Annotated in this window: 23 protein-coding genes and 1 rRNA gene; 9 read left to right on the top strand and 15 right to left on the bottom strand. The window is 61.8% G+C overall.

Annotated features, from left to right (window positions below):
* From B5G34_RS18510 to B5G34_RS12900, 6 genes are all read right to left on the bottom strand, one after another.
* Positions 1 to 92 (bottom strand): 16S ribosomal RNA (locus B5G34_RS18510); the annotation flags it as partial.
* Between the two features lie 489 nt (positions 93 to 581).
* Complete coding sequence (locus tag B5G34_RS12920) at positions 582 to 1,202, bottom strand: DUF4093 domain-containing protein (protein ID WP_087338194.1); 621 nt, start codon at positions 1,200 to 1,202, stop codon at positions 582 to 584.
* Between the two features lie 2 nt (positions 1,203 to 1,204).
* A complete protein-coding gene (locus tag B5G34_RS12915; protein WP_087338191.1) occupies positions 1,205 to 1,633 on the bottom strand; it encodes a toxin-antitoxin system antitoxin subunit in 429 nt (142 codons plus the stop codon).
* A 5-nt stretch (positions 1,634 to 1,638) separates the two neighbouring features.
* Positions 1,639 to 2,676 carry a DNA polymerase III subunit delta gene (gene holA / locus B5G34_RS12910; RefSeq protein WP_087338188.1) on the bottom strand — a complete coding sequence of 346 codons (1,038 nt, stop codon included), beginning with the start codon at positions 2,674 to 2,676 and terminating at the stop codon, positions 1,639 to 1,641.
* A 12-nt stretch (positions 2,677 to 2,688) separates the two neighbouring features.
* Entirely contained in the window at positions 2,689 to 4,953 is a 2,265-nt protein-coding gene (locus B5G34_RS12905) for a DNA internalization-related competence protein ComEC/Rec2 (RefSeq protein WP_087338185.1), read from the bottom strand.
* 127 nt (positions 4,954 to 5,080) lie between these two features.
* The gene (locus B5G34_RS12900; protein ID WP_087338182.1) at positions 5,081 to 5,980 is read right to left on the bottom strand and encodes a DMT family transporter; all 900 of its coding nucleotides are present in this window, start codon (positions 5,978 to 5,980) and stop codon (positions 5,081 to 5,083) included.
* Between the two features lie 21 nt (positions 5,981 to 6,001).
* Here B5G34_RS12900 and B5G34_RS12895 point away from each other — a divergent pair, with 21 nt between their 5' ends.
* On the top strand, positions 6,002 to 6,628 hold the full coding sequence (locus B5G34_RS12895) for a DNA-3-methyladenine glycosylase (protein WP_087338179.1): 627 nt from the start codon (positions 6,002 to 6,004) through the stop codon (positions 6,626 to 6,628).
* On the top strand, positions 6,625 to 7,257 hold the full coding sequence (locus B5G34_RS12890; RefSeq protein ID WP_087338177.1) for an HAD family phosphatase: 633 nt from the start codon (positions 6,625 to 6,627) through the stop codon (positions 7,255 to 7,257). The genes B5G34_RS12895 and B5G34_RS12890 overlap by 4 nt, the downstream gene beginning before the upstream one ends.
* A 36-nt stretch (positions 7,258 to 7,293) precedes the next feature.
* On the opposite strand, the gene B5G34_RS12885 is transcribed toward B5G34_RS12890, so the two are convergent.
* The gene (locus B5G34_RS12885; protein ID WP_087338174.1) at positions 7,294 to 9,726 is read right to left on the bottom strand and encodes a UvrD-helicase domain-containing protein; all 2,433 of its coding nucleotides are present in this window, start codon (positions 9,724 to 9,726) and stop codon (positions 7,294 to 7,296) included.
* Between the two features lie 219 nt (positions 9,727 to 9,945).
* Between B5G34_RS12885 and B5G34_RS12880 the strand changes: the two genes are divergently transcribed.
* The gene (locus B5G34_RS12880) at positions 9,946 to 10,506 is read left to right on the top strand and encodes a GNAT family N-acetyltransferase (RefSeq protein WP_087338171.1); all 561 of its coding nucleotides are present in this window, start codon (positions 9,946 to 9,948) and stop codon (positions 10,504 to 10,506) included.
* On the top strand, positions 10,507 to 11,823 hold the full coding sequence (locus B5G34_RS12875; RefSeq protein ID WP_087338168.1) for a sodium-dependent transporter: 1,317 nt from the start codon (positions 10,507 to 10,509) through the stop codon (positions 11,821 to 11,823). It begins immediately after the preceding gene.
* A 48-nt stretch (positions 11,824 to 11,871) separates the two neighbouring features.
* On the opposite strand, the gene spoIIR is transcribed toward B5G34_RS12875, so the two are convergent.
* Genes spoIIR through B5G34_RS12845 form a run of 6 tightly spaced genes read right to left on the bottom strand, consistent with a single transcriptional unit; the run spans position 11,872 to position 17,046 of the window.
* Positions 11,872 to 12,504, bottom strand: coding sequence for a stage II sporulation protein R (spoIIR, locus tag B5G34_RS12870; protein WP_087338165.1), 633 nt, complete (start codon positions 12,502 to 12,504; stop codon positions 11,872 to 11,874).
* Positions 12,505 to 12,558: 54 nt separating this feature from the next.
* On the bottom strand, positions 12,559 to 13,440 hold the full coding sequence (ispE, locus tag B5G34_RS12865) for a 4-(cytidine 5'-diphospho)-2-C-methyl-D-erythritol kinase (RefSeq protein WP_087338161.1): 882 nt from the start codon (positions 13,438 to 13,440) through the stop codon (positions 12,559 to 12,561).
* A gap of 11 nt (positions 13,441 to 13,451) precedes the next feature.
* Positions 13,452 to 14,726 (bottom strand): DUF1015 domain-containing protein, encoded by a 1,275-nt coding sequence (locus B5G34_RS12860; protein ID WP_087338158.1) that lies wholly within the window; start codon positions 14,724 to 14,726, stop codon positions 13,452 to 13,454.
* Positions 14,727 to 14,764: 38 nt separating this feature from the next.
* On the bottom strand, positions 14,765 to 15,367 hold the full coding sequence (thrH, locus tag B5G34_RS12855; protein WP_087338155.1) for a bifunctional phosphoserine phosphatase/homoserine phosphotransferase ThrH: 603 nt from the start codon (positions 15,365 to 15,367) through the stop codon (positions 14,765 to 14,767).
* Between the two features lie 12 nt (positions 15,368 to 15,379).
* The gene (locus B5G34_RS12850) at positions 15,380 to 16,573 is read right to left on the bottom strand and encodes an aminotransferase class I/II-fold pyridoxal phosphate-dependent enzyme (RefSeq protein ID WP_087338152.1); all 1,194 of its coding nucleotides are present in this window, start codon (positions 16,571 to 16,573) and stop codon (positions 15,380 to 15,382) included.
* Positions 16,570 to 17,046, bottom strand: a complete 477-nt coding sequence (locus tag B5G34_RS12845) for an Lrp/AsnC family transcriptional regulator (protein ID WP_087338149.1) — start codon at positions 17,044 to 17,046, stop codon at positions 16,570 to 16,572. The genes B5G34_RS12850 and B5G34_RS12845 overlap by 4 nt, the downstream gene beginning before the upstream one ends.
* Positions 17,047 to 17,307: 261 nt before the next feature.
* Between B5G34_RS12845 and vanG the strand changes: the two genes are divergently transcribed.
* From vanG to vanT, 3 genes are read left to right on the top strand one after another with little or no spacing between them, the layout of a single operon-like run.
* Positions 17,308 to 18,345 (top strand): D-alanine--D-serine ligase VanG, encoded by a 1,038-nt coding sequence (vanG, locus tag B5G34_RS12840; protein ID WP_087338146.1) that lies wholly within the window; start codon positions 17,308 to 17,310, stop codon positions 18,343 to 18,345.
* Positions 18,342 to 19,085, top strand: coding sequence for a M15 family metallopeptidase (locus B5G34_RS12835; protein WP_087338143.1), 744 nt, complete (start codon positions 18,342 to 18,344; stop codon positions 19,083 to 19,085). The genes vanG and B5G34_RS12835 overlap by 4 nt, the downstream gene beginning before the upstream one ends.
* Positions 19,082 to 21,157 (top strand): serine racemase VanT catalytic subunit, encoded by a 2,076-nt coding sequence (vanT, locus tag B5G34_RS12830; protein ID WP_242957040.1) that lies wholly within the window; start codon positions 19,082 to 19,084, stop codon positions 21,155 to 21,157. The genes B5G34_RS12835 and vanT overlap by 4 nt, the downstream gene beginning before the upstream one ends.
* 38 nt (positions 21,158 to 21,195) lie before the next feature.
* Here the strand turns inward: vanT and B5G34_RS12825 are convergent, their stop codons facing one another.
* Together B5G34_RS12825 and B5G34_RS12820 are read right to left on the bottom strand one after the other, a co-directional pair.
* On the bottom strand, positions 21,196 to 22,086 hold the full coding sequence (locus B5G34_RS12825) for a DMT family transporter (RefSeq protein ID WP_087338140.1): 891 nt from the start codon (positions 22,084 to 22,086) through the stop codon (positions 21,196 to 21,198).
* 200 nt (positions 22,087 to 22,286) lie between these two features.
* Positions 22,287 to 23,243, bottom strand: a complete 957-nt coding sequence (locus B5G34_RS12820; RefSeq protein WP_087338136.1) for an L-lactate dehydrogenase — start codon at positions 23,241 to 23,243, stop codon at positions 22,287 to 22,289.
* 262 nt (positions 23,244 to 23,505) lie between these two features.
* On the opposite strand from B5G34_RS12820, the gene B5G34_RS12815 reads away from it, so the two are divergent.
* Entirely contained in the window at positions 23,506 to 24,180 is a 675-nt protein-coding gene (locus tag B5G34_RS12815) for a response regulator transcription factor (RefSeq protein WP_087338134.1), read from the top strand.
* Positions 24,170 to 25,759 carry a HAMP domain-containing sensor histidine kinase gene (locus tag B5G34_RS12810; protein ID WP_087338131.1) on the top strand — a complete coding sequence of 530 codons (1,590 nt, stop codon included), beginning with the start codon at positions 24,170 to 24,172 and terminating at the stop codon, positions 25,757 to 25,759. Before B5G34_RS12815 ends, B5G34_RS12810 begins: the two co-directional genes overlap by 11 nt.
* Positions 25,760 to 25,877 lie beyond the last annotated feature (118 nt).

The following is a 25,877-nucleotide window of genomic DNA, read 5'->3' as shown; positions in this document are numbered from 1 at the left end:
ACGAATCCTCCGTCATGAGCACTCCGTTCGACTTGCATGTGTTAAGCACGCCGCCAGCGTTCATCCTGAGCCAGGATCAAACTCTCAATAAAATGGTATCTAAAGAACCAAAGTTCTTCAAATCACTTTATTGAAGCCTAATTCTTAGCTTCAAAGAAATTTAATCAAGAGCCTTCTTTCAAGCTTTGCTTGTCAGAAGGACTTCTCGTCCTTTCTGGTACTTCGTGTTTCTTTCACGTTGTTTAATTTACAAGGTACACGCTCCGGTCAGCCGATCGGCTGACGTGCTGTTTATTTTAGCACTTCCGGATTCATTTGTCAAGAACTTTTTTCAAGTTTTTTCGGAGCTTTTTAGCTCCAACCGCTTGATTTCAGTCCTTTTCAAGCTCGTTCTTGTCTCTCGACTCGAACTCGTTTATTTTATCACGCGCACTCGCGTTTGTCAAGCACTTTTTTCTGATCTTTTCAGAAGGCCGTCCGGGTTCCCCTCGGTTTCTTCCGGTTTTGGTCAGATTTTCGTGCCCTCTCGCAAGGCGCTCAGATAGAATACCACCCACAGACCCATTTGTCAACACCTTTTTTCAGTTTTCCCCGTCTTTTTTCTCAGACACCAGATCCTGGACCGCGTCGGCCAGTTCCTCATAGGAAAACAGGGCGTTCAGCACCTCCAGCATGGCGTTGGGTGAGAGGTGTGTCGGCAATGACAGGCGCCCCATCAGCGCCTGTCTGCGGGCGGCAGAGCCCTCTCCTCCCGACAGGCCCAACATCACCAGGTCCGCCTTGGTAATGGGCCGTCCGGGGCGCACCGGGGGCGCATCCTCCTCCAGAAAGGTGGCCCCCGCCCGGCGAAGTGCCTGCTCCAGTATGTGAGGGCGCATACCCTCTACCCCCAGCTTGCCCTCCTTCCCCGGGGTGCGCTTCCGACGCTCCTTTCCCAGGATATCGGGCACATAGGCGTGCTTCACCTGCTCCGGTGGAATGCTCCCTTTTAGAAAGTTGCGGATGACAAAGCCCGCCCCGTCCGGGTCGGTGAGAATAATGAGGCCCCGCTCCGCCGCCAGACGGCGGAACAGGACCAGCTTTTCACTGTTTTTAAAGACGCCGAAGCCGGCTGTCTCTACTATAATGGTATCTACCAGCTGGGAGAGGGTATTTTTATCGTACCGCCCCTCCACCACAATGGCCTCTTTGATGCGCAGCATACTCAGCTCCAGTGCAGGCAAGCGTAACCGGCGTACCAGCCGTCACCCAGGTTCTCGGTATAGAGCACGCCGGGGCGAGCATTGCCGTGCCAGGGCTGATGATAGACGTCCAGGCGATCCAGCGGCTCATTGGACAGCCAGACCCGGGACTGCCCGTTGTACAGGCATACCGTCAGTGCGCCTTCTTCCAGCCGGACCGACTCCACTTCCAGTCCTCCCACGGGTTCCCCACTCAGCGAATCGGCGGCCAGCTCGCCATTCTCCGCCGCCTTGCGCAGCGCCTGCAGCTCGTCCCGCCGCAGCGCCAGCATCCGCAGCAGCTGCTTCCGGATGGCCTCTACCTGGTTTTTTCTGCGGCCGGCAGTCACATACCACCCCGCCGCACCGGCGGCAGCCGCCACAGCCATTCCAACGATCGTACGCTTTTTCATTGCCATCAGGCTCCTTTCTTTATGGCCAGCTCCATCAGCAGGCCAGTCAATAGTTCTTCCCCATCGGCTCCGGTGGATTTCATAGCCAGATCGGTTTCGCCGCAGCGGATCACCGCCTTGCGGCACCAGGCCAGCGAAAACCGGCGGGCCGATTGCATGAGCCGCTCCGCCGGATAGGCGGAACGCATGCCCCACAGCTCCATCAGATAGCGGCTGCCCTTCCGGTTTTCAATGGCCAGCCGGGCGGTATAGAGCTGCCGCAGCTGCTTGCCCAGGACAGCCAGAAGCTTGATGGGGGCCTCCTGCATATGGTACAGGTCCCCCAGCACCGAGGCCGCCTTGTCAAAGTCACCGGAGGAGATGGCGTCCGTCATCTGGAACACCACCGCGTCCAGCTGGGGAGTCGCCACTGCGTCGATATCCTCACGGGTCACCCGGCGGTGGGAAGCGTAGGCACCAATCTTTCCAATCTCCGAGATCAGGGTATTCATCAGGTCTCCACACAGGAAGATGAGATATTTGGCATCCTCACTGCCGATGTCGTGATCCATGGCCTTGAACCGGCGGGCGATCCAGTCCACCAGATCCCCCTGTTCCTGCCGGTTGAAGGGCACCACGCTCCCCTTCTCTTTGATTACCCCTGCCAGTTTGGTACGAGCATCCGATTTATATTCAATGAGATCGTAGACAAAGACCAGGCAGACATAGTCCGGCAGATCCTTCAGCAGGGCCGTCAGTCCGTCCTTGTCTCCCTTAAACAGATCGTAGTCGTTGACCACGATGAGAGTACGCTGGCTCATCATAGGAAGGCAGTCCACCGTCTGAGACAAGGTCTTCAGGTCAAACTCCTTGCCGTTGATGGTATGGTAGTTGAAAGCCTCCATTCCCGGCGGCAGCAGCTTTTTCTTCATCTCGCCCAGATAGTAGTCCCGCAGGTAGGCCTCCTCCCCATGGAAAATGTAGAGGCTGCCCAGCGTACCGCTTTTCAGATCCTGCTTCAGCTTTTGATAAGCCGCAGTATCCGGTTTTCCCTTTGGCGGCATGGTATCTTCTCCTTATTTGGCAGTAATGGTAACGGTCCCCGACCAGTCGGTGCGGTAAATTTCGCACCCGTACCGGGCCAGCCGGCCCAGTGTCTCCTCCGCCGGGTGACCGTAGGTATTATATCCAACAGAAATGACAGCCAGCTCCGGCTGGATGGCCTGGAGCAGCTCCTCGGAAGCGGCATACCGGGAGCCGTGGTGGCCCACCACCAGCAATTCGGTGTCCGGCAGGCCGCCGTATTTGACCAGCCGGCCCTCCACCACAGTATCCATATCTCCCGTCACCAGAAAATCAAAGGTCCCGGTGCTTCCCAGTACTGACAGGCCCTCCTCGTTGCTGTCACCGCTGCCCAGCGGGGGATAGATGGTCAGCTCCGTCTCACCCAACCGGGCCGTGGCGCCATCGGTGACCATCAGGATCTCCACCCCTGCGGCCCGGGCTTTTTCTTCGATCTCCGCCCGCAGGGAGCTGTCCGGCTCCACGTCGGGCAGAATCAGCAGTCCCACGTCCATCCGCTCCAGCAGCTGGGGAATGCCGGCGGCATGGTCATCGTGGTAGTGGGTCAGGATCACCAGATCAATGTGGCTCAGACCCATGGCCTGGAAATGATCCGCCGCGGTGTTCCCGGCGTCGTAGCCCCCACAGTCAATGAGTGCGGTCTGGCCCTTGGAGTAGAGAGCCACGCTGAGGCCCTGTCCCACATCCAGCACCGACACGGATAGACTGCCGCCAGTAAGGACGGCGGCCTGGAGCATCAGCGCCCCGCACAGGGTGGATGTGCTGAGACAGACCGGCACCACCACCCGGCCTCGGGGGCCCCGCCAAAGCAGCCACAGGAAGATAAACCCATAGACCAGGGCCATCCATAGAGTCAGATAGACCGAGTGCATGGATACCGAGGCGAAGGGCAGGCCCGCCAGAGCGGCGCTCACCCATTGCAGGTACCATACAGGCAGCGCCGCAGCCCAGGCCAGGATTCCAGCCACAGCGGGCAGAAACACACCCAGCACCGCCACCGTCAGGCCTCCCAGAAAAGCCAACGACACCGCCCACAACGCCAGCAGGTTGGACAGGGGGGAGATCAGGGACACACTGTCAAAATAGAAGGCCATCAGGGGCGTGGTAAACACAATTGCCCCCAGGGTGGTAGCCACGCTGGCGATCACCACTCTGGCCGAACGACAGCCCAGCTTGCTCCAGAAGCCCTTGGGTTTGCGGGGCAGCTTCCGCCCCCACTTCTCGCACAGGGGCCCGGTAAACAGGAAAATACCCGCCACGGCGGCGAAGGACAGCTGGAGGGATACGCTGGCCGCGGCGTATGGATTGACCGCCAGCAGCACCATCAGCACCGCACTGAGGGCGGTGGGCGGATCGTTCTCCCGGTCGGCCAGAGGCGCGATGAGCAGCATGGCCTGCATAAAGGCCGCCCGCTGCACCGACGGGGTGTTGCCTGCCACGGCGCTGAAAAAGAAAAGCAGGCAGATACCCACCACCGCCGACAGCCGCCTCCGGCGGCCCAGCAGGGTGGTGATCAGTCCCGCCAGGAAAGAGACATGAAGGCCGGACACTGCGATCACATGGGCCAGGCCCGACCGCCGGAGGGCGCTGTATACTGCATCCGGCAGCTGAGTTTTGTCCCCGGTGATAAGGGCGGTGACCAGAGGCGCGGCGCTGTCCGGAAAGGCCCTGGCAGCGCTGTCCTTCAAGGCTCGGCTCACTAGGGCAGGCCAGTATTCCACCGGCACCCGCTCCGGCCGCTCCACGATCCATTCCTCACAGCTTGCCATGAGAAGGATGCCCTTGGCATAATAGTAGTCGGTCTCCTCCCCCGCCATGGTATCCGCCATGCGGAAGGATGCAGTCATCGTCAGCCGGTCGCCGGGGCGGAGGTCCATGGCCTTCTCCCCGTCCAGATAGAGCAGCGTTTTGACCGTCCCTCCGTCCTCCGGCTTGACCTTGACCAGCACCGAGGTGCTGTAGCGGTTCTCCTGGGGCCAGTCGGCCACCACGGCCTTTGCCTGAGTCTCTGTACCTGCCAATCGGATAGCAGGGGCCCACACGATTCCGCTGTACGTTCCCGTCCAGCACAAACCGGTTGCCAGACCAAAGCAGATCAGCAGCATCCGCAGCCGTTTCTTTCCCCGCAGCAGCAATCCACCCAGGGCGGCCAGGGCGCAAATGGCCCCGGCCGGCACCAGAATTTTCTCCGGCAGCAAATAGACCGCCAGAAAGACAGCCAGGGAAAAGGCAGCGGCAAACCAGGCCAGCTTACGCATAGGGCATCACCTTATTTATGATACCAAACAGAGCCATACTGTGCAAGACAGGACTCCATGCACGGTCCCCAAAAAATACAGAACAGCCTCCGCCCGTCCGGGCAGAGGCTGTCTTTCTGTCTGGGTCTTATTTCTTCCGCAGGAACGCGAACTTGGTCTCGGAGCAGATCACGCCCAGGAAGATGAGGGCAAAACCCACCAGCATCAGGGCGGTCGGCTGCTCGCTGGCAAAGATCATGGAGAAGAGTACGCCGAAGGGGGCCTCCAGAGAGAGGAGGACGGCGGCAGTGGAGGGGGCGGTATACTTCTGGCCGATGTTCTGGAAGAGCAAGGCGCCGCAGGAGGCGAAAATCACCAGATAGGCCAGGCCGAAGATCAAATCGCCGGTAAATACCTCGGGGGAGACGGAGGTGCCGGTGACCAGCACACCGATCCAGGAGAAGATGGCAAAGCTGGCAAACTGGAGGGTGGTCAGAATAAAGATATCCCGGCCCTCAGAGAACTTGGATACCGCCACGATGTGGGCGGCAAAGAAGAAGCCGCCGATGAGGGTGAGCACGTCGCCCATGTTGAAGGCGGAGGCGTTCTTGCCGGTGACCGATACCAGACCGATGCCCACAATGCACAGCAGGGCGGCGATGACATTGAACTTATCCGGCCGGCGCTTGGCCACGATCCAGTACAGGAAGGGCACAATGACGCAGTAGACCGCGGTGAGGAAGGCGTTCTTGCCGGGGGTAGTCTGCTCCAGGCCGTAGGTCTGGAAGGCATAGGCCACAAACAGGCAGAAGCCCATTACGGTGCCGCCGATGAGATAGTGGCGGTCCAGTACCTTCCACCGCTTGATGAAGACGATGGCCAGCACCAGGGCCGCGAAGCTGAACCGGATGGCCAGCAGCCAGAAGGTGGGTAGCACGTCCACACTGCTCTTCATCACCACGAAGGAACTGCCCCAGATGATGGTGGCGAGGATGATCAGCGGGGTCGCGAACTTGGCCAGGACACTGTTTTCTTTGGTTTGGCTCATGGTTGTACCTCTCCTTTACCTATGGTAAAATGTGATTTGATCCCGACAAAGGGGGGTATCCTTTTGAACAAGCTGGAACGGCAATTCTTTGACCGGGACACCCTGGAGGTGGCCCGGGACCTGCTGGGAAAATATCTGGTGAGGATGTGGCAGGGCCAGGCGCTGGTGGGGCGTATCACCGAGACCGAGGCCTACATCGGCCGTTGTGACAAGGCCTGCCACGCCTATGGCTACAAGCGCACCGCCCGGACCGAGACCCTGTTCGCCCCGCCGGGCACCGCCTATATCTACCTGATCTACGGGATGTACCACTGTCTCAACTTCGTGACGGAGGCGGAGGGGGAACCTGCCGCCGTGCTGCTGCGGGGTTTGGAGCCGGTGGAGGGGCTGGTCCCCATGAGTCTCAACCGGTTCGGCAAGACGCCCGGCGAGCTTACTTCCTATCAAAAAAAGCATTTTCTGGACGGCCCCGGCAAGGTGTGCAGGGCGCTGGCCCTCACCCGGGCCCAGAACGGCCTGGACCTGTGCGGGGAGGAGCTCTTCCTCTGCGACAGCGGCGAAGCGCCGCCCGCCTTCCACACCGGTCCCCGGGTGGGCATCGACTACGCCCAGGAGGCCGTCCACTTCCCCTGGAGGTTTTATATATGATTCTGTTTGACTTTGACGGTACTCTGGTGGACTCCAACGGCGTGTGGGAGGTGGTGGACAACACCTTCCTGGCCCGCCGGGGGCTGACCCCCACCCAGGAGTACAGCGAGACGGTGGGCCACTCCATCTTCCCTCTGGCCGCCCAATTCACTATCGACTACTACCACCTGGACACCACGCCCCAGGCCATCATGGACGAGTGGACCCAGCTGGGCCGGGAGGCCTACCTGTCCCAGGTCCCCGCCAAACCGGGGGCTCTGGCCTTTCTGGAGCAGTGCCGCAGGCAGGGGGAGGACATGGTCCTGCTCATCGCCTGCGTCCCCGAGTTCTGCCATGCTGCCCTCAAGCGGTTGGAGATGGAGGATTACTTCTCCCGTCTCATTTTCGTCCAGGAGCTGGGCATGCTGAAAAAGGACCCGGCTACCTTTGTCCACGTGTTGAAGGAACTGGGGACAAGCCCGGAGGAGAGCACGCTCTACGAGGACTCCCCCGGTGCCTGCGCCTCCGCCAAGGCGGCGGGGCTTACTGTGGTGGGAGTGTATGACCCCTTCTATGCCCGGTTTGAGGAGGAACTGAAGGGGTTGTGCCACCGGTATATTTACAGCTTTACAGAATTGCTCCAGCCGTAGCGTTTCTCCGGGCCGCCCTTAGGCGGCCCGGTTTTCTTATACCTTGGTCATATACTGGGAGGCTGATTTCAGCATCAGCTTCTTGGTACCCACGCTGTCAAAGGCGATCTCTACCAGTGCATCGCCTCCCATGGGGGTAACTTTGGTAATGAGTCCCTGACCGAAGGCCTTGTGGCGCACCGTGTCGCCCATGCGGAACCCGCCGCCGGCGGGGGCGGCCTGTCCCGCCGCCGGGGCGGCAGAGGCAGTAGGAGCCGGGGCGGAGTGTCCCAGAGAGAAGCCGGGATCGAAGGTGCGGCGCACCGGGGCAGTCTTACGGGCGGGCCGCTCCCCCTCTCCCCGCTCGCCATAGGGCAGGCGGCCGGATTTCTCCACCAGCTCCGGCGGGATCTCTCCCAGGAAGCGGGAGGGACGGTTGGAATTGGTGCGGCCGAAGAGCATACGCTGGGAGGCGCAGGTCATGTACAGCTTCTCCTTGGCCCGGGTCATGGCCACATAGCACAGGCGGCGCTCCTCCTCCATCTCCTCCGGCTCTCCGATGGCACGGATGCCGGGAAAGATGCCCTCTTCCACGCCCACCACAAAGACCACCGGGAACTCCAGGCCCTTGGCGGAGTGCATGGTCATCATCACCGCGCAGTCCTCGCTGGGATCGTGGCTGTCGATATCGGTGTACAGAGCAATTTCATCCAGGAAGCCGGACAGGGAGGGCTCCTCCACCGCGTTGTCCAGATAGTTCTGGATGGAGGTGGCAAGCTCCCGCACGTTCTCCAGCCGGGTGCGGTCCTCAATGGTCTTCTTCTGCTCCAGCATCACGGCGTAGCCGGTACGGGCCACCACCTCTTCGTAAAACTCGGGCAGAGGCAGCTCCCGGGACAACTTGCGCAGATCGTCCATCAGCTCGGTAAACTGGCCCAGCTTGGGAGCCGCCTTCTGCAGCTCCGGCCAGTTGCGGGCATGGCTGATCACATCCCACAGGGAGCGCCCCTCCGCTTGGGCAATGGTCTGTGCCCGGTCCACCGTGGTGGCGCCGATGCCTCGGGGCGGGTTGTTGATGATGCGGGACAGCCGCAGATCGTCCCCGGGGTTATTCACCGCGCTGAGGTAGGCCAGCATGTCCTTGACCTCCGCCCGGTCAAAGAAGCGGATACCGCCGATGATGCGGTAGGGGATGCCGTTGCGCTTGAAGGCCTGCTCGATCTGGTTGGATTGAGCATTCATGCGGTAGAGCACCGCGTGGTCCTTCCAGCTGCGTCCGGCGGAAAAGCCCGCCAGAATCTGGGCCGCCACATACTGGGCCTCGTCGTGCTCGTTCATGGCGGTGTAGCACTGGACCTTGTCCCCCTCCTCGTGCTGGGTCCACAGCTCCTTGCCCTTGCGGCCCTCGTTGTTCTTGATGACCGCGTTGGAGGCCTCCAGGATGTTCTTGGTGGAGCGGTAGTTCTGCTCCAGCCGGATCACCCGGGCTCCCTTGTACTGGTTTTCAAAGGAGAGGATGTTTTCAATGGTAGCGCCCCGGAAGCGGTAGATGGACTGGTCGTCATCGCCCACCACGCAGATGTTTTCATAGCCCCCCGCCAGGGTGGAGGCCAGCAGATATTGCAGGTTGTTGGTATCCTGGTACTCGTCGATGAGGACGTAGCGGAATTTCTTTTGATAGTAGGTCCGCACCTCTTCAAACTGCTGGAGCAGACGTACGGTATCCAGAATGATGTCGTCAAAGTCCAGGGCGTTGGCTTCCTTCAGCCGCCGTTCGTACTCCACATAGATCTTGGCGATCTTCACCAGGCGGAAGTCCCCCGCCTTCTCGCACTGAGCCAGATAGTCCGCGCCAGACTGCATGGCGTCCTTGGCCCGGGACAGATAACCCAGCACCGTGCGGGCGGAGAAGGTCTTGTCGTCCAGATTGAAGTCCTTCACAATGTCCTTAATGACCCGCTCGGAATCGGCGGTGTCATAAATGGTGAAGGAACTGGTGAAGCCCAGCCGGTCGATGTCCCGCCGCAGGATGCGCACGCAGGCGGAGTGGAAGGTGGAGGCCCACACGTCGTTGGCAGCGGGGCCAAGCATCCGCTCCAACCGCTCCTTCAGCTCGCCGGCGGCCTTGTTGGTAAAGGTGATGGCCAGGATGGACCAGGGCACTGCCGGGTCCAGGCGGCACAGCCGCTCCTGCTCCCCCTTCTTCTCCGGGTCGGGATGAGCCACATAGTCCTCCAGGAAGGCCAGATCCTCCGGTGTGACCCAGGCGGGCACCTCGTCGGAATCCGCCCCCCGGCCGTATTTCATCAGGTTGGCAATGCGGTGGATGAGCACCGTGGTCTTTCCGCTGCCCGCGCCCGCCAGCAGCAGCAGGGGGCCCTCGGTGGCCAGGGCGGCCTTCCGCTGCTCCGGGTTCAGATTGCCGAACTCCAGCTCAATGGCGGCCCGCCGGGCTTTACAAAAGCGCAGTTCCTCTTGGGTGTTCAACATAGATTCTCATGTCTCCCTTGGCAATGGGAGAGCCGCCCACAGGTGGACGGCTCCCTTTCTGGTACCCCTATTGTATCGAAAAGCGGCGGCAAGGTCAACCACCGGGAGGGGATTCTTTTGCCCCTCCGGCGCTCTTTAAAGTGCTACAACTTCATAGTGCAAAAGCCGCCGGGATATGCTATAATGTGCCTCGCATGCTAAGCGAGAGGAGTGAGCGCCGTGCGCCGTTTTGTTTTCCGCTCCCCCAGACTGGGCTTTCTGGCCGCCGATCCGGCCCTGGCTGATGCCGCGGCCGCCTTCTATTGCCGCAACCGGGAGGCCTTTGCCCCCTTTGACCCCGTCCAGCCTGAGGAGTTCTTCACCCCGGAGGGGCAGGAGGAGCGGCTGGGCTGGGATCTGGAGCAGGCGGAGGCGGGCCGCAGCTTCCGCTTCCTGCTGGTCCAGCCCCGGCATCCCGGCAAAATCATCGGGCTGGCGGGCCTCAACGAGATCATCGGCGGCGCCTTCCACTCCTGCTTTATCTCCTACAAAATCGACCATACCCTGTGGGGCAGGGGCTACGGCTCCGAGGCCATTGACGCCCTGACGCAGTGGGGCTTCCGCAACCTGGATCTCCACCGGGTGGAGGCCAATATCATGCCCCGCAACCTGGCCTCCCGTAAGGCGGCAGCCAAGGCAGGCTTTGAGGAGGAGGGACTGGCCAGGCGCTACCTGAAGATCAACGGCATCTGGGAGGACCATCTGCACATGGTACGCAGAAACGACGAGGAGGATCTCTGAATGGAACACAACAAATCCGGCGGTAAATTTACCAGCTCGCTTGGCTTCGTGCTGGCAGCGGTAGGCTCCGCCGTGGGTATGGGCAACATATGGCTCTTTCCCTACCGGGTGGGACAGTACGGCGGCGGCGCCTTTCTCATCCCCTATTTTATTTTTGTAGCCCTGTTCAGCTATGTGGGCCTGTCCGGCGAGTTTGCTCTGGGCCGGCTCACCGGCACCGGCGCCATGGGCTCCCTAGACTATGTGCTCAAGTCCCGGGGTAAAAAAGGCGGCAAGCTACTGGGCATTATCCCCCTGCTGGGGGTACTGGGCATCGCCATCGGCTACTCCGTGGTGGTGGGCTGGGTCTTGCGCTACACCGCAGGCTCCATCACCGGCTCCATCCTGGCCGGCGACTCCCAGAGCTTCTTTGATGCTTTGGCGGTGAACTTCGGCTCCATCCCCTGGCATCTGGCGGCGGTGGCCCTGACCGTGCTCATCCTGATCTTCGGCGTGGCAGCCGGCATCGAAAAGCTGAGCAAATTCATGATGCCCGCTTTCTTCATCCTGTTTCTCATCATCGCCGTCCGGGTGGCCTTCCTGCCCGGCGCGGTGGAGGGCTACCTTTACCTGCTCCAGCCTGACTGGAGCTATCTGCTCAAGCCGGAGACCTGGGTCATGGCCATGGGACAGGCTTTCTTCTCCCTGTCCATCAACGGCGCGGGCATGCTGATCTACGGCAGCTATATGAAGAAGAGCGAGAGCATCCTGCGCCACGCGGGCACCACCGCTCTGCTGGACACCCTGGCCGCCCTGCTGGCGGGCTTTGCCATCATTCCCGCCGTCTTCGCCTTCGGCATCGACCCCACCAGCGGCCCCTCCCTGATGTTTGTTACTCTGCCCCAAGTGTTCCAGCAGATGCCCAGCGGGCAGATTTTCGCCTTCCTGTTCTTCCTGTCGGTGTTCTTCGCCGGCATCACCTCTCTGATGAACATGCTGGAGGCCTGCGGCGAGGCTCTCAGCTCCACCGTCAGGCTGTCCCGCCGCACCGCCACTCTGATCATGGGCGCGGTGGCCTTTGTGCCCGGCCTGTTCCTGGAATCCCTGGCCGGTATGGGCAGCTGGATGGATCTCATCACCATCTATGTCTCCCCCTTCGGCGCCCTGCTGGTGGCCGTGTGCATCTACTTCATTCTGCGCATGGACACCATCAAGGACGAGCTGGCGCTGGGCGGCAATGACCGGCCCGGCAAGTTCTTCACCGTCACCGCCCGGTTCTATGTGCTGGTGGCGGCAGCCGTGTGGGTGCTGGGCATCTACTACGGCGGCATCGGCTGATTATATGATAAAAAGGCAGGTCCGGTTGATGGAACCGGACCTGCCCTTTTATGTGCCGCTGAGCCAGTGGCAAAACTCCTCCCACAGCTCCATGGCCTTGAATTTGACTACATAGCCCTGGTCCTCCCCGGTAATGAGGGACACCTGATCCTGAGAAAAGCCGCCGGCCAGAGCGGTCTGGGCGGAGCTCTCGCTGACCGACCCCAGGCACAGGGGCGGGAATACCACGCACCACCAGTTCTGGCCGTCTCCCTCACCGATGACCACCCGCAGGGCGGTATAATTGCCGGCAGGCAGGGCAAAGTCTGTGTACTCCTTGGTGGGAAACCAGTAGTTTTCCTCCAGCGAGACGGTCACCGGATACCGGTATCCCTCCTCCGCCACCTGGTCGGCCCCGGCGGCAGCTATGTCGGCCAGATGAGCCGTCAGGGTCTCCCTGGTCTCTTCCAGCGTAGCCCCCGGCGTGAAGTATTCCTCCGCTGTCGCCAACACCCTGTCCCGCACCTTCAGCTTCAGGGCCTGGTCGGCCTCCGAGTCCGAGTTGGCCAGCACATGCAGCCGGATCACCTGATCGGCCAGGGCGGCCTGGCTTCGGTCCAGCCATACCCCGGCCAGGGCGGCAATGGCCACCCCCAGCAGGAGGGCCAGCTCCCAGCGGCGCAGGGTCTTGCTCTGTGTCATAAAAAATCACCGTCCACAATGGTTTGCCTCCATTGTGGACGGTGTTTTGCTCTTTTATACCTGCTCCAGCAGATTTCCCATGCGCTCCGCCAGGAAGGTCTCCGGATACTGCTCCTTCAGCGCCGCCCAGGCTCCCTGGGCCGCCTCCCGCTGGGTAAACAGGCCGAACACGGTGGGGCCGGTGCCGCTCATGGAGGCACCCAGGGCCCCATGCTGGATCATGACGTTTTTGATGGCGTCGATCTCCTGGGCCCGGCGGGCCGGGAGGGCGTCCTCAAAGACGTTGTACATCCGCCGGGCTACGCCCGGCAGATCCCCCTGCTCCAGGGCGGCCAGCAGTCCGGCGGTATCAGGCCGCCGGCGGATGCGGCAGCCGTCCAGACTGCGGAACAGTTCCGGTGTGGACACCGAAAAGGCGGGCTTGCACAGCACCACCAGGCAGTGGGGCAAGAGGGGCAGGTCTGTGAGGATCTCTCCCCGGCCCTCCGCCAGGACAGTACCGCCCCGGACACAGTATGGCACGTCGGAGCCCACCAGCGCCCCGATCTCCTCCAGCCGCTCCCCGGGCAGTCCCAGGCCCAGCAGCTTGTTCATCCCCCGGAGCACGGCGGCAGCGTCGGCGCTGCCCCCCGCCAGCCCGGCGCATACCGGGATGGTCTTCTCCAGATCAATGGACAGCCCACCGGCGTCCGCCCCCGCCGCCTCGCACAGCCGCAGGGCAGCAGCAGCGGCCAGGTTGCTCTCGTTGGCAGGCAGGAAACCCAGATTGCTCTCCATGCGCAGGGGCCGCCCGGTGCCGGTTTCCAGACGGATGTCGTCGCTGAGGCTCACCGTCTGCATCACCATGCGCATATCGTGGTAGCCGTCAGGCCGCTTTCCCAGCACATCCAGGGACAGATTCAGTTTGGCATAGGCCTTGACCTCCAGGACCGCCATGGGACCCCTCCTTATCGGATCTTGCGCGCCTCCAGGTAGAAGCGCTTGTCATGGGCCTCGCCCATGGAGAAGGTCTTGCGGGGCAGCGCACCGTCGTGGATCACCGTGGGGAAGAGCTGTTCCTTCCCCATGGCAGGCAGCAGGAAGGCCAGATTGCCCGGCCGGGCTGCCAGCGCGCGGGCCACGTCCGCCCCGTGGATGTAGTCAATACGTCCGCCGTGCTCCTTCACATAGGTATCCAGGAAGGGCTGGAGGGTACCCACCTCCAGCTGAGCGGCGGGATTGGGTACCGTCACCGCCCCCTGCCCGCCGGCATGAAGGTAGCGCAGCACATGTCCGTCCCCTTCCCCACGGAAAGCGCCGGGGAAGGCTTTCAGCAGGGCCTCCACTACGTTCTCCGGCTCCACGCCGAAGAGTACCCGGTGGATGGCCTCAAACTCCATGGCCGGGTCGTGGAGGTTCACCAGCTCGCACAGGGCGAAGCGGGCGGGCAGGCTGTCCCAGTGCTCCCTGGGCATCAGCTTCTTCTGCCGCTCGTAGCACTCCTTAGCGGTGGCCAGGGAGTGGTTGCCGTCGCCCACGGCAAAGGCCATCACGTTGTCCGAGCCGTATTTGGCCCGGAATGCGTCGGGCTGGGCCAGGGCAGACAGGGCGTCGGCCACCAGGGCCATGCTCTCCTCGTCCAGCAGCCAACCGGCAATATGTCCCCCCCGCTCCATCAGGTCGAAGTCGTACACCTTCCGCATTCTGTCCTTGCGGGCAGCCAGGGGCTCGATCACCGTCTTGCCGGGATCGTCTGCCAGCAACATCACATGGGGCAGCTCCAATGGGGCGTTCTTGCGCACCGCCACCCGGGGCGGGATCCGGGACATGACGGTGCCCTCGGTGGCGCGCACGGCGGCTCCGGAGCCTGGCTCATAGTCGTACTGCTCCAGATCCACCATACCCACCAGGCCCCGGCGCACCTTCAGGTTGTCCAGCCGCCGCTCCACATAGATGAGGGCGTTGGGGTACTCCTCAAAGCGCTCCTCCCGCAGGTAGCGGGTCATGGTGTTGTTTACATCCATGATGTCGGTCTCCACGTTGGGGCCGTCCAGGCAGCTCTCCGGCAGGATGAGCCGCAGAGCGGAGGGGGCGGAGCCCACATATTCCTCCACCCGCTGCCAGTAATCCGGCTGGGAGGTATACTGATCGCAGGCCACCACCGACCACTTGCGGTACTCGCAGTCCCGGGGCAGCAGGATGTCGGCCGGCCGGAAGGCCAGCTGGTCAAATTGGTGCAGCATATCGCTCACTCTTTTCAGGCATGAAGTTTGGGGCGTACTCAGTCCATGGCCTTGCGGATGGCGGCCAGCAGGTCGCCGAACTCCTCATAGGCGGGCAGCTCAGGATGGTCGGCCTTGATCTGGGCGGTACTCTTGAACAGGAAGCCCGCCTTGCTGGCCTGGATCATACCCAGGTCGTTGAAGCTGTCCCCGGCGGCAATGGTGTCATAGCCGATGGACTGGAGGGCCTTTACTGTGGTCAGCTTGGACTGGGGGCAGCGCATCCTGAAGCCGGTGATCTCCCCGTCGGGGGCCACCTCCAGGGTGTTGCAGAACAGGGTGGGCCAGCCCAGCTTCTTCATCAGGGGCTGGGCAAACTGCTCAAAGGTATCGCTGAGGATGATCACCTGACTGAAAGAGCGCAGCTCGTCCAAAAATTCCTTGGCCCCGGGCAGGGGATCGATGCCGGCGATGGTCTGCTGGATCTCCTTCAGGCCCAGGCCGTGCTCCTTCAGAATACCCAGGCGGAACTTCATCAGCTTGTTGTAGTCGGGCTCGTCCCGGGTGGTGCGGCGCAGCTCCGGGATGCCGGTGGCCTCTGCAAAGGCGATCCAGATCTCAGGGACCAGGACACCCTCCATGTCCAGACAGGTGATGTACATATCCTCTCCTCCTTATTCCTCCTGGGCCCTGCCCTGCTTCTTGCGCAGGTTGGTCAGGAAGTTATCCATACGGGTGAGTGCCTCGGCAATATCCTTCATGGAGGTGGCGTAGCAGCAGCGGACAAAGCCCTCGCCGCCGGGGCCGAAAGCGGAGCCGGCAATGACGGCCACCTTCTCCTCCATCAAGAAGCGCTCGCAGAACTCATCGGAGCTCAGTCCGGTGCCCCGGATGTCGGGGAACACATAGAAAGCCCCTCTGGGCTCAAAGCAGGGCAGGCCGATGCGGCGCAGGCCCTCCACCAGGTAGCGGCGGCGGCCATCGTACTCGTCCCGCATGTGCTCGATGTCCTTGTCGCCGTTGCGCATGGCCTCAATGGCGGCGTACTGGCTGACGGTGGGTGCAGACATGATGCCGAACTGGTGCAGCTTGAGCATCTGCTTGATGATGGGGGCGGGCCCGCAGACATAGCCCATACGCCAGCCGGTCATGGCATGGCTCTTGGAGAAGCCGTTGACCACAATGGTGCGGTCGTACATGTCGGGCAGATTGGCCATGGACACGTGGTGCTGGCCGTAGGTCAGCTCGGCGTAAATCTCGTCGGAGAGCACCATGATGTTGGTGCCCCGCAGTACCTCGGCAATGGCCTCCAGGTCCTCCCGGCCCATGATGCCGCCGGTGGGGTTGGAGGGGAAGGGGAGCACCAGCACCTTGGTGCGGGGGGTGATGGCGGCGCGCAGCTGCTCCGGGGTGAGCCGGAACTCATTCTCCGCCTTCAGCTCCACATAGACGGGGGTACCGCCGGCCATGGAGGCCAGAGGGCCGTAGCACACAAAGGAGGGCACGGGCACGATGACCTCGTCGCCGGGATTGAGCAGGCAGCGCAGGGTCAGGTCAATGGCCTCACTGCCGCCCACGGTGACCACGATCTGGCTGGCAAAGTCATAGTGCAGGTCAAAACGGCGGGCCAGGTAGGCGGCGATCTCCCGCCGCAGCTCCGCCATACCGGCGTTGCCGGTATACTTGGTAAAGCCCTTCTCCAGGGAATAGATGCCGGCATCCCGGATGTGCCAGGGGGTGACGAAGTCGGGCTCGCCGATGCCCAGGGAGATGGCGTCCTTCATCTCCTCCAAAATGTCGAAAAAGCGCCGGATGCCGGAGGGCTTGATATCCTGAATGCGCTGACACAGTATTTCGTCGTAGTTCATGAGAAAATCCACTCCTTCGGCTGCTTCTCCTGCTTTTCAAAGATCAGATGCTTTTCCTTATATTTATGCAGGATAAAATGGGTGGCGGTGCCCGTCACGTCCTCCAGGGTGGACAGGCGCTCCCCCACAAACTGGGCCACTTCCTTCAGGGTGCGGCCGGAGATGATGACGGTCAGGTCGTAGGCGCCGCTCATGAGATAGACGCTCTCCACCTCGTCATACTGGTAGATCCGCTCGGCCACCCGGTCGAAGCCCTCGCCCCGCTGGGGGGTCACCTTGACCTCGATGAGGGCGGTGACCGCCTCACGGTCGGTGCGGTCCCAGTCCACGATGGCCTTGTAGCCCAGGATGATCTTTTCCTCTTCATAGCGCTTGATGGCAGCCTTCACTTCCTCCACGGACATATCCGCCATGGAGGCCAGCTGCTCCGGAGTCAGGGTACAATCTTGTTCCAAAAGCTGGAGCAATTTCATAGCTGTGCTCCCTCCTTCATAAATTCAGCAATTCACACAGGTCTGTAAAAAAGGCCTATTATAAAATATTATATACTTGCAGGTTCCGAAATACAAGAGTGGATGCAGAATCTTCCCCTCCCCGTCCTCTTCAGAAACTTGAAAGAATTTTGCCGTAATTCTGACAGCCCGGCGAAAGGAAAAGGAAAAACAGTATGCGCCCTGTTCTGGTACCATTTTGTTATCAGAACAAGGCGTTTTGCCTTTTGGGAGGATTTTGGCATGAAAACAATTCTGGTACTGTTCGGCGGACGCTCCACGGAATACGGCGTCTCCCTGCAATCGGCCCATGCGGTGCTGTCCAACCTGGACCGGGCCCGCTACCGTCCTCTGATGGTGGGCATCACCCGGCAGGGGCACTGGCTCCACTACTCCGGTCCTCTGGACCGGCTGGAGGACGACACCTGGCATCAGGACTGCTGTGTCAGCTGTACCCTGTCCCCGGACTTCGGCACGCCCCAGCTTCTGCTGCTGGACGGCTCCGACCAGCGGCTGGACTTTGACGCCGCCTTCCCCGTGCTCCACGGCAAAAACGGGGAGGACGGCACGGTCCAGGGCCTGCTGGAGCTGACCGGCGCCCCCCTCATCGGCTGCGGCTGCCTGTCCAGCGCCCTGTGCATGGACAAGGACCGGGCCCACAAGCTGGCCCAGCTGGCTGGTGTTCTCGTCCCCCGCAGTGCACTCTTCCATCAGGGTGCGCCCCTGAGCGCCATCGAGGAGGCCGCTGCCCGGCTGGGCTACCCCCTGTTTGTCAAGCCGGTGCGGGCGGGTTCCTCCTTCGGCGTCACCCGGGTCACCGCTCCGGACCAGCTGGGCGAGGCGGTGGCCGACGCCTTTGCCAACGACCGGGAGCTGCTGCTGGAGGAGGCCATCGACGGCTTTGAGGTGGGGTGCGCAGTGCTGGGAAACCAGGACCTCACCGTGGGCCTGGTGGATGAGATCGAGCTGACCCGGGGCTTCTTTGACTTTGAGGAAAAATATACCCTGAAGACCTCCGCCATCCACTGCCCGGCCCGCATCACACCGGAGCAGGCCGCCCGTGTTCAGGAGGCCGCCCGCATCATCTACCGGGCCCTGGATTGTCGGGTCTTTGCCCGGGTGGACCTCTTCCTCACCTCCGACGGCCAGGTAGTATTCAACGAGGTCAACACCATCCCCGGCTTCACCTCCCACAGCCGCTACCCCAATATGATGAAGGGCATCGGCCTGGATTTCCCCACCCTGCTCACCCGGATCATCGAGACGGGGGTGGAGGCATGAGGACCGTCACCCTATGCCCTGACCGGATTTCCGCCGGTCCCCTGATCCTGGTCAATGCCCGCCACCCCCTCCGTGACCCGGCCCAACCCTATCTGGTCCCGCCGGACTCCCGCTATCCTCAGATCACCATGGAGCGGCAGGCCGCCCGTCTGCTGTCTGCCCTGCTCCAGGAGGTGGACCCCGCCGGTGCCATCGTGCCGGTCTCCGGCTGGCGCAGTCAGGACCAACAGCAGGCCATCTGGGACGACACTATAAAGACTGAGGGAGAGTCATTTACCCGGCAGTATGTGGCCCTGCCCGGATGCAGCGAGCACCAGACTGGTCTGGCCATGGATCTGGCTCTGGCCGCCCCTGAGATCGATTTCATCCGCCCCCACTTCCCCGAGGACGGCGTATGCGGACGCTTCCGGCGGCAGGCTGCCCGATACGGCTTTGTCCAGCGCTACAAACGGCATAAGGAGGCCCTTACCGGCATCGCCGAAGAACCCTGGCACTTCCGCTATGTGGGGGTGCCTCACGCCCGTCTGATGGAGGAAAACGACCTCTGCCTGGAAGAATACCGGGCCTTTGTGCAGCGAAATACCCCCATCAACCTGGAGGAACACGGCCGGAAGGTGCGCATCACCTACCTGCCCTGCCTCCAGGAAGCCATGGACCTCCCCCTGCCCGATGGCCGCTGCCAGATCTCCGGCGACAATGTGGGGGGCTTTATCCTGACGGTCTGGAGGGATACGCCGTGAGTACCCGCCTGCACGGACCGGCGCTGGACCGCTTCCGTCTGATGGCCGCCCTTATGGTGGTGTGTATCCACACCTCTCCCCTGGACTCCATCACCCCGTTGGGGGATTTTGTACTGACCCGCGTCTTCTGCCGGGTAGCCGTCCCCTTCTTCCTCATGGTCAGCGGCCATTTCCTGGCGGCGGGCCAGTGGCGCTCCCTGGGCCGCTTCTGGCGCAAGACCCTGCTGCTCTACGGCCTGTCCATCGCCCTTTACCTGCCTCTGAACTGGTATACCGGCAGCCCCTCCGGCTGGGGATGGATCAAAGCGCTGCTGACCGACGGCACCTTCTACCACCTGTGGTACTTCCCCGCCCTGCTGCTGGGGGTACCCCTGGCCCGGCTGCTGGCCCGGATGGGCATGCCCGCCGCCCTGACCCTGGCCGGTCTGCTCTACCTGATCGGTGTGGGCGGGGACAGCTATTACGGACTGGTTTCCCAGGTCCCCATTCTGGAACCGTGCTACGACGGGCTGTTTTTCCTCAGCTCCTACACCAGAAACGGCCTGTTTTTTGTTCCTCTCTTTGTACTGCTGGGGGCGGCAGATGTGCGTCTGAGCCGCCGGGACGCCGGGACAGGCTTCCTGCTCTGTATGGCCGCCATGACGGCGGAGGGATTGCTGCTCCATAATCTGGGCGTCCAGCGCCATGACAGTATGTATCTGGCCCTGCCCCTCTGCATGATCTTTCTCTTTGCCCTTTTGCAGTCCGTCAATCAGGGCCGGGACCAGGGGGCCAGGCGGCTCTCCCTGCTGGTCTATCTGCTCCATCCCTGGTCCATCGTGGCGGTACGGGGCGGGGCGGAGCTGCTCCATCTGGAAGGGCCTTTTGTCCATAACAGCATAGGCCACTTCTGCGCCGTGGTGCTGGTCACCCTCTGCGCCGGTCTGGTTCTGGACCGTCTGCGCCCCCTGCGTCCTTCCCCCACCGCCCGGGCCTGGCGGGAGGTGGATCGAAACGCCCTGATCCACAACGCCCGGGTACTGAGTGAGGCCCTGCCCTCCGGCTGCTCCCTGATGGCGGTGGTGAAAGCGGAGGCCTACGGCCACGGCGGTGTCAGCACCGCCCGCATTCTGCGGCGGGCCGGGGTGGACGCCTTTGCGGTGGCCTGTCTGGCGGAGGGGATCGCCCTGCGCCGCCACGGGGTGGGCGGCACCATTCTGATTTTGGGCTATACTCCGCCGGAGGAGGCCCCCCTGCTCCGCCGCTGGCGGCTGACCCAGACGGTGGCGGACGAGGCCCACGGTCTGGCTCTGGCCGCCCAGGGCATCCCGGTGCAGGTCCACCTGGCTCTGGACACCGGCATGCACCGCCTGGGCATTCCCGCCGAAGAACACGACGCCATCGCCCGGCTGTACGCCCTGCCCACCCTCCGCATCAGCGGCGTCTTTTCTCACCTGTGCGTCTCTGACAGTCTGGCCCCGGCGGACATGGCCTTCACCCAGGGGCAGCTGGACCGCTTCTATGCCGCTGTCCGCTGGATGAAGGAACAGGGTTATGACCCCGGAGCCGTCCACATTCAGGCCAGCTACGGTCTCTGGAACCTTCCGCCCCAGCCCTGCCGCTATGTGCGGGCAGGTATCGCCCTCTATGGCGTGGCCAGCGATCTGACCCCCGTTCTCCACCCCCTGGAGCTTCGCCCCGCCCTGGCCCTCCGGGCCCGGGTGGCCTCGGTGCGCACCATCCCGCCAGGCGACGGGGCGGGCTACGGTCTGGCCTTCCGGGCGGAGCAAGACACCCGTCTGGCGGTGGTCACCATAGGCTACGCCGACGGTCTGCCCCGCGCCCTCACTCAGCAGGGCGGCCGGGTACTCATCCGGGGCACCTTCTGCCCCATGGTGGGCCGGATGTGCATGGATCAGCTGCTGGTGGATGTCACTCACCTGCCTCAGGCCGCTCCCGGCGATATGGTCACCCTTATCGGCACCGACGGGGATACTGTTCTGAGGGCGGAGGAGGTGGCCGTCCAGTGCGGTACCATTGCCAACGAACTGCTCTCCCGCCTGGGCGCTCGTCTGCCTATCATCCTGAAATAGAAAGCACGCCGCAGAACTCTGCGGCGTGCTTTTTCCCATTATGTCTTTCCTCTGCGCTTGAACTCGGACAGGAACAGGCCCCCCAGAGTGAGCAGAGCGCCTACGCCGGTGGCCCAGGTCAGCGGCTCGTGGAGAATGAGCACCGAGGCCACCACGGTGATAACGGGCACCATGTAGATGTACACACTGGTCTTCACCGGCCCCAGCATCTTCACCGCAAAGTTCCAGGTCACAAAGCAGAGAGCGCATGCCCCCAGTCCCAGGAACAGGAAGTTGCCCAGATATACCGGATTCACAAAGCGCTCCGGGGCCCACCGCAAGTCAAAGAAGAAGAGGGCGGGCACCATGAAAAGGATACCGTACAGGAAGATGCGCCGGGTGACCTGCACCGTAGGGTAGCCGTAGCCGCCGATCTTCTGCATCAGGATGGAGTAGAATGCCCAGATGATGGAGGCCAGCAGGGCCAGCAGATCACCCACCGGGCTGATGTGGACCTCCGCCCCGCCGGTGCTGATGAGGAAAATACCTGCCATAGCCAGCACAAAGCCCAGGAAAAAATTGACCCGCAGCTTCTCCTGTCCCTTGAACACCAGATGGGATAGAAGAGCAATAAAGAAGGGGGCCACCGAGACGATTACGCTGACATTGCAGGCCAACGTCTGGGTTAACGCAATATTTTCCAGCAGGTAGTAGAGACACACACCGCACAGACCCGCCGCCGCAAAGGTCAACTCCTGTTTGGCCGTGGTCTTTTTCATCCGCCGGGGATATACCACATACAGCGCCAGCAGACCCATAACAAACCGGTAGAACAAAATCTCTACCGGATCAAAATCCACCAGCAGCACCTTGGTTGAAATAAAAGTCGTACCCCAGATTACGATGGTGAGCAGCGCCGCCAGATGCCCTGCGCTCCCCTTCCGTTCCATCTCGTCCGCCTCCCATCTCTTCTCTTTTCTCTCTATCTGCCCTCCCTTCGCTCCACACTGCGCGCCGGAAAGGCCTTGTGGATATGATAGTACATCATACCCAATTCCGTCAAACATAAATTACATGTTCTAACAGGCACATGCAGACAGACCGGGCGGATTGGTAAAAATCCGCCCGGTCTGGGGTCTTTCACGCTCTATTACAGATTCAGGGTCTCCGCCACCTGCTTCAGGGTCTCCGCCGAATGCCGGAGCTGCTTCTGCTCCTCCTCATCCAGCACGATGGGCACGTGGGTCTCCACCCCATCCAGGCCCACAATGGCGGGCATACTCAGTGCAATGCCCTCAATGCCGTACTCGCCGTGCATCATGGTGGATACCGGTAGGATGGACTTCTCGTTGCGGACAATGACCTCGCAGATCCGCTTTACCGACATGGCGATGCCGTAGTAGGTGGCGTGCTTCTTGGCGATGATCTCGTAGGCGCTGGTCTTGACCTGCTCAGCGATCTTCTTCATGGAGGCCACGTGGTCATAATGGCCCCGCATCTCGCAGAAATCGTTGAGGGGGATGCCCGATACATTGGAGCTGCTCCAAACAGCGATCTCGCTGTCGCCGTGCTCGCCGATGATGAAGGCGTGTACGCTGCGGCTGTCCACACTCAGGTGCTGCCCCAGCTGGTACTTGAGCCGGGCGGTATCCAGCACGGTGCCCGAGCCGATGACCCGGTGCTCCGGCAGGCCGCTGAGCTTGAGTGCCGCGTAGGTGAGGATATCTACCGGATTGGACACAATGAGCAGGATGCCCTGGAAATTCCGCTTGGCGATCTCCGGGATGATGCTCTTGAAAATCTCCACATTTTTGTGAACCAGGTCCAACCGGGTCTCGTCCGGCTTCTGGTTGGCCCCCGCCGTCACAATGATGACGGCAGCATCCGCCACATCGTCATAGGTGCCGGCGTAAACCTGCATGGCTCCGGCAAAGGGAATGCCGTGGGCAATGTCCTTGGCCTCGCCGTCGGCCTTGTCAAAATTTACGTCCAGCAGCACCAGCTCGGAAAAGAGATGGCTCTGCATCAGTGCAAACGCGGTGGCCGAACCTACAAAGCCGCAGCCCACCACCGCTGCCTTACGGGGATTGATGATTGGAGTCGTCATAACATTCACCTCTTATGATTTTGCGGGGATGCCGCGCACCGCTTCTTCATCACCGCATCTGTGACTTCTCTTTGTGTTTTATATCATAGCAAACTTCTAGGCTTTTGTCTGTTGCAGATGCAACGCATTGGCATTTTTTCTATCCTCACCGGCAATTCTTAAGATTTTTTAATGTCCTGTTTTTTTGCCCCGGCAGTCTTTTCCACCGGCCTGTCCTCTGCTACAATAGGCCTACCAAAGAGATAAAAAGGAGGGATGACCCATGACGCCTCTGATCCTCATCGCGGAGGACGACGCGGATATCCGGGGCCTGCTGCGGCTTTATCTGGAGGGGGACGGCTTTCAGGTTCTGGAGGCGGAGGATGGGGCCACGGCCCTGGAGCTTGCCCGGACCCACAGTCCGGACATGGCCATTCTGGACATCATGATGCCCGGTCTCAACGGCTTTGAACTGACCCGGGCCCTGCGCCAGTACAGCGAGCTGCCCATTCTGATTCTGTCCGCCAAGAGCCAGGACAATGACAAGATTCTGGGGCTCAATCTGGGGGCAGACGACTACATTGCCAAGCCCTTCAATCCGGTGGAGATCGTGGCCCGGGTAAAGGCCCAGCTGCGCCGGGTGGGACGGACAGGGCGGGACGTGCTGTCCGTCCGGGATCTGAGCCTGGACACCGTCACCTGCCAGCTCACCAAGCGGGGCGTCTCCATCCCCCTCACCCCCATGGAATATAAAATTCTGGCGCTGCTTATGCGCTCCCCCGGCCGCATTTTTACCAAGATCCAGCTGTACGAGGGGGCGGTGGGTCCCTATTTCGAGGGGGATGACAACACCATGATGGTCCACATCTCCAAGCTGCGGGACAAGCTGGAGGACGATCCCAAGAATCCCCGCTATATTATTACTGTGAGAGGACTGGGGTATAAGCTTGAAAAGTAAACCGGTTCCCGGCAGCCTGTTCGGCCTGCTGGTACGCAACTACCTGCTCTTCACCCTCACCCTGCTGTTCATCGCAGGCGGGATCTTTCTGCTGTGGAACGCCTGGCTGGACCGGCTCTTCCGTCCGGCGGACTGGTCCGGTCTGATGTCCGACCCGGCGCTGATCTCCGGCAATTATGAGCGGCTGGACCGCTACGTCGGCAGTACCGGCAGCGCCTTTGCCGTCTATGACGAGGAATCCATGCTGATCTATACCTCCGCTGACGGCTTTGATCCAGTATGCACTTATGACGAGCTCTCCTGCGTCCCCGTCTGGGACGGAGACACCATGGTCAACACCTTTGAACAGACCGGGGCGGACGGTACGCCCCGCTACCTGGTGCTCCGGCAGTCCCTGTCCACCAGCAAGGTGGAAACCGTGGTGCTGGATGATTACTTTCAGGTGATCTTCGGCGAACCCGTCGACGGGCGGATGGACTACACGCCCCGTGAGTTTTCCTACCTGTCCGGGCGGCGGTTTCCCGGCTGCGCCCTCTTCCGGGGAAACTTTCTCAGTGAAGACGGCACATCCATGACTGTGCTGCTGCGGGAGGCCTCTCTCAGCGACGCCGACTACACCCGTCGCCTACAGGAGTCCTGGTGGATCTGGCTGCTCTTTCTGCCCCTGTACCTGCTCAGCGCCGGACTGTTCATCACCTGGCTGAGCCGGCGGATCGGCCGGCCTCTGCAGCGGCTCAACGAAGCGGTGGTCTCCCAGTCGGAAGGCCGCATGGTCCGGGTGGGAGACTGCGGCGGCACCCGGGAGATCCGCCGCATCGGTGAGAGCTTTGACCACTTCTCCGACCAGCTGGCGGAGAGCGAGGCGGAGCGGCGGCGGCTGGACCAGGGCCGACAGAAGCTGATCGCCGACATCTCCCACGATCTCAAGACCCCCATTACCGTCATCGCCGGGTACATCGACGCCATCCGGGACGGAAAGGTGCCGCCTGAGGAGCAGGAGCGCTACCTACAGGCCATCCAGGGCAAGGCGGCCGCCCTCACCGAACTGGTCAACGCCTTCCACGAGTACAGCAAGGTGGAGCACCCGGAGTTTGTACTCCACACCCAGCCCACCGATCTGTGCGAGTTTTTGAGGGCCTACCTGGCGGAAAAATACGACGAGATCGATCTGGCGGGCTTTGGTCTGGATATCGACCTGCCCGACCATCCTCTGCGCTGCGAACTGGACCCTCTGCAATTCCGCCGGGTGCTGGACAACCTGCTGTCCAACGCCCTGCGTCACAACCGACTGGGCACCATGCTCTTCTTTGGCGCGGCCGCCCGGGATGGACAGGCGGTCCTCACCGTGGCGGACAACGGGGCGGGTATTCCGCCTCAGCGGGCCAAAGATATCTTTGAGCCCTTTGTGGTGGGCAGCGACGCCCGCTCCGGCCAGGGCAGCGGCCTGGGTCTGGCCATCACCCGCCGCATTCTGGAGCTCCACGGCGGTTCCATCTCCCTCTCTCCCCGTCCCGCTCGGGGCACAGGCACCGAATTTGTCCTCACCCTGCCCCTGTACCATCCCGATTCCTCCGATTGAGCAAGGACGCTCCGGACCAATGGTCCGGAGCGTCCTTTTTTCTTTCCCCCGCCTTTAGGAATCTTAACAAAACACTCATGGGGAATAAAGTTTCCCCCGCTATACTCTCCCTCCGAAA

The organism is Flavonifractor sp. An82, assembly GCF_002159265.1.
Classification (GTDB): domain Bacteria; phylum Bacillota; class Clostridia; order Oscillospirales; family Oscillospiraceae; genus Flavonifractor.
Note: the sequence above shows the minus strand (reverse complement) of the source record. Positions and strands in the feature narration are given on the sequence as shown.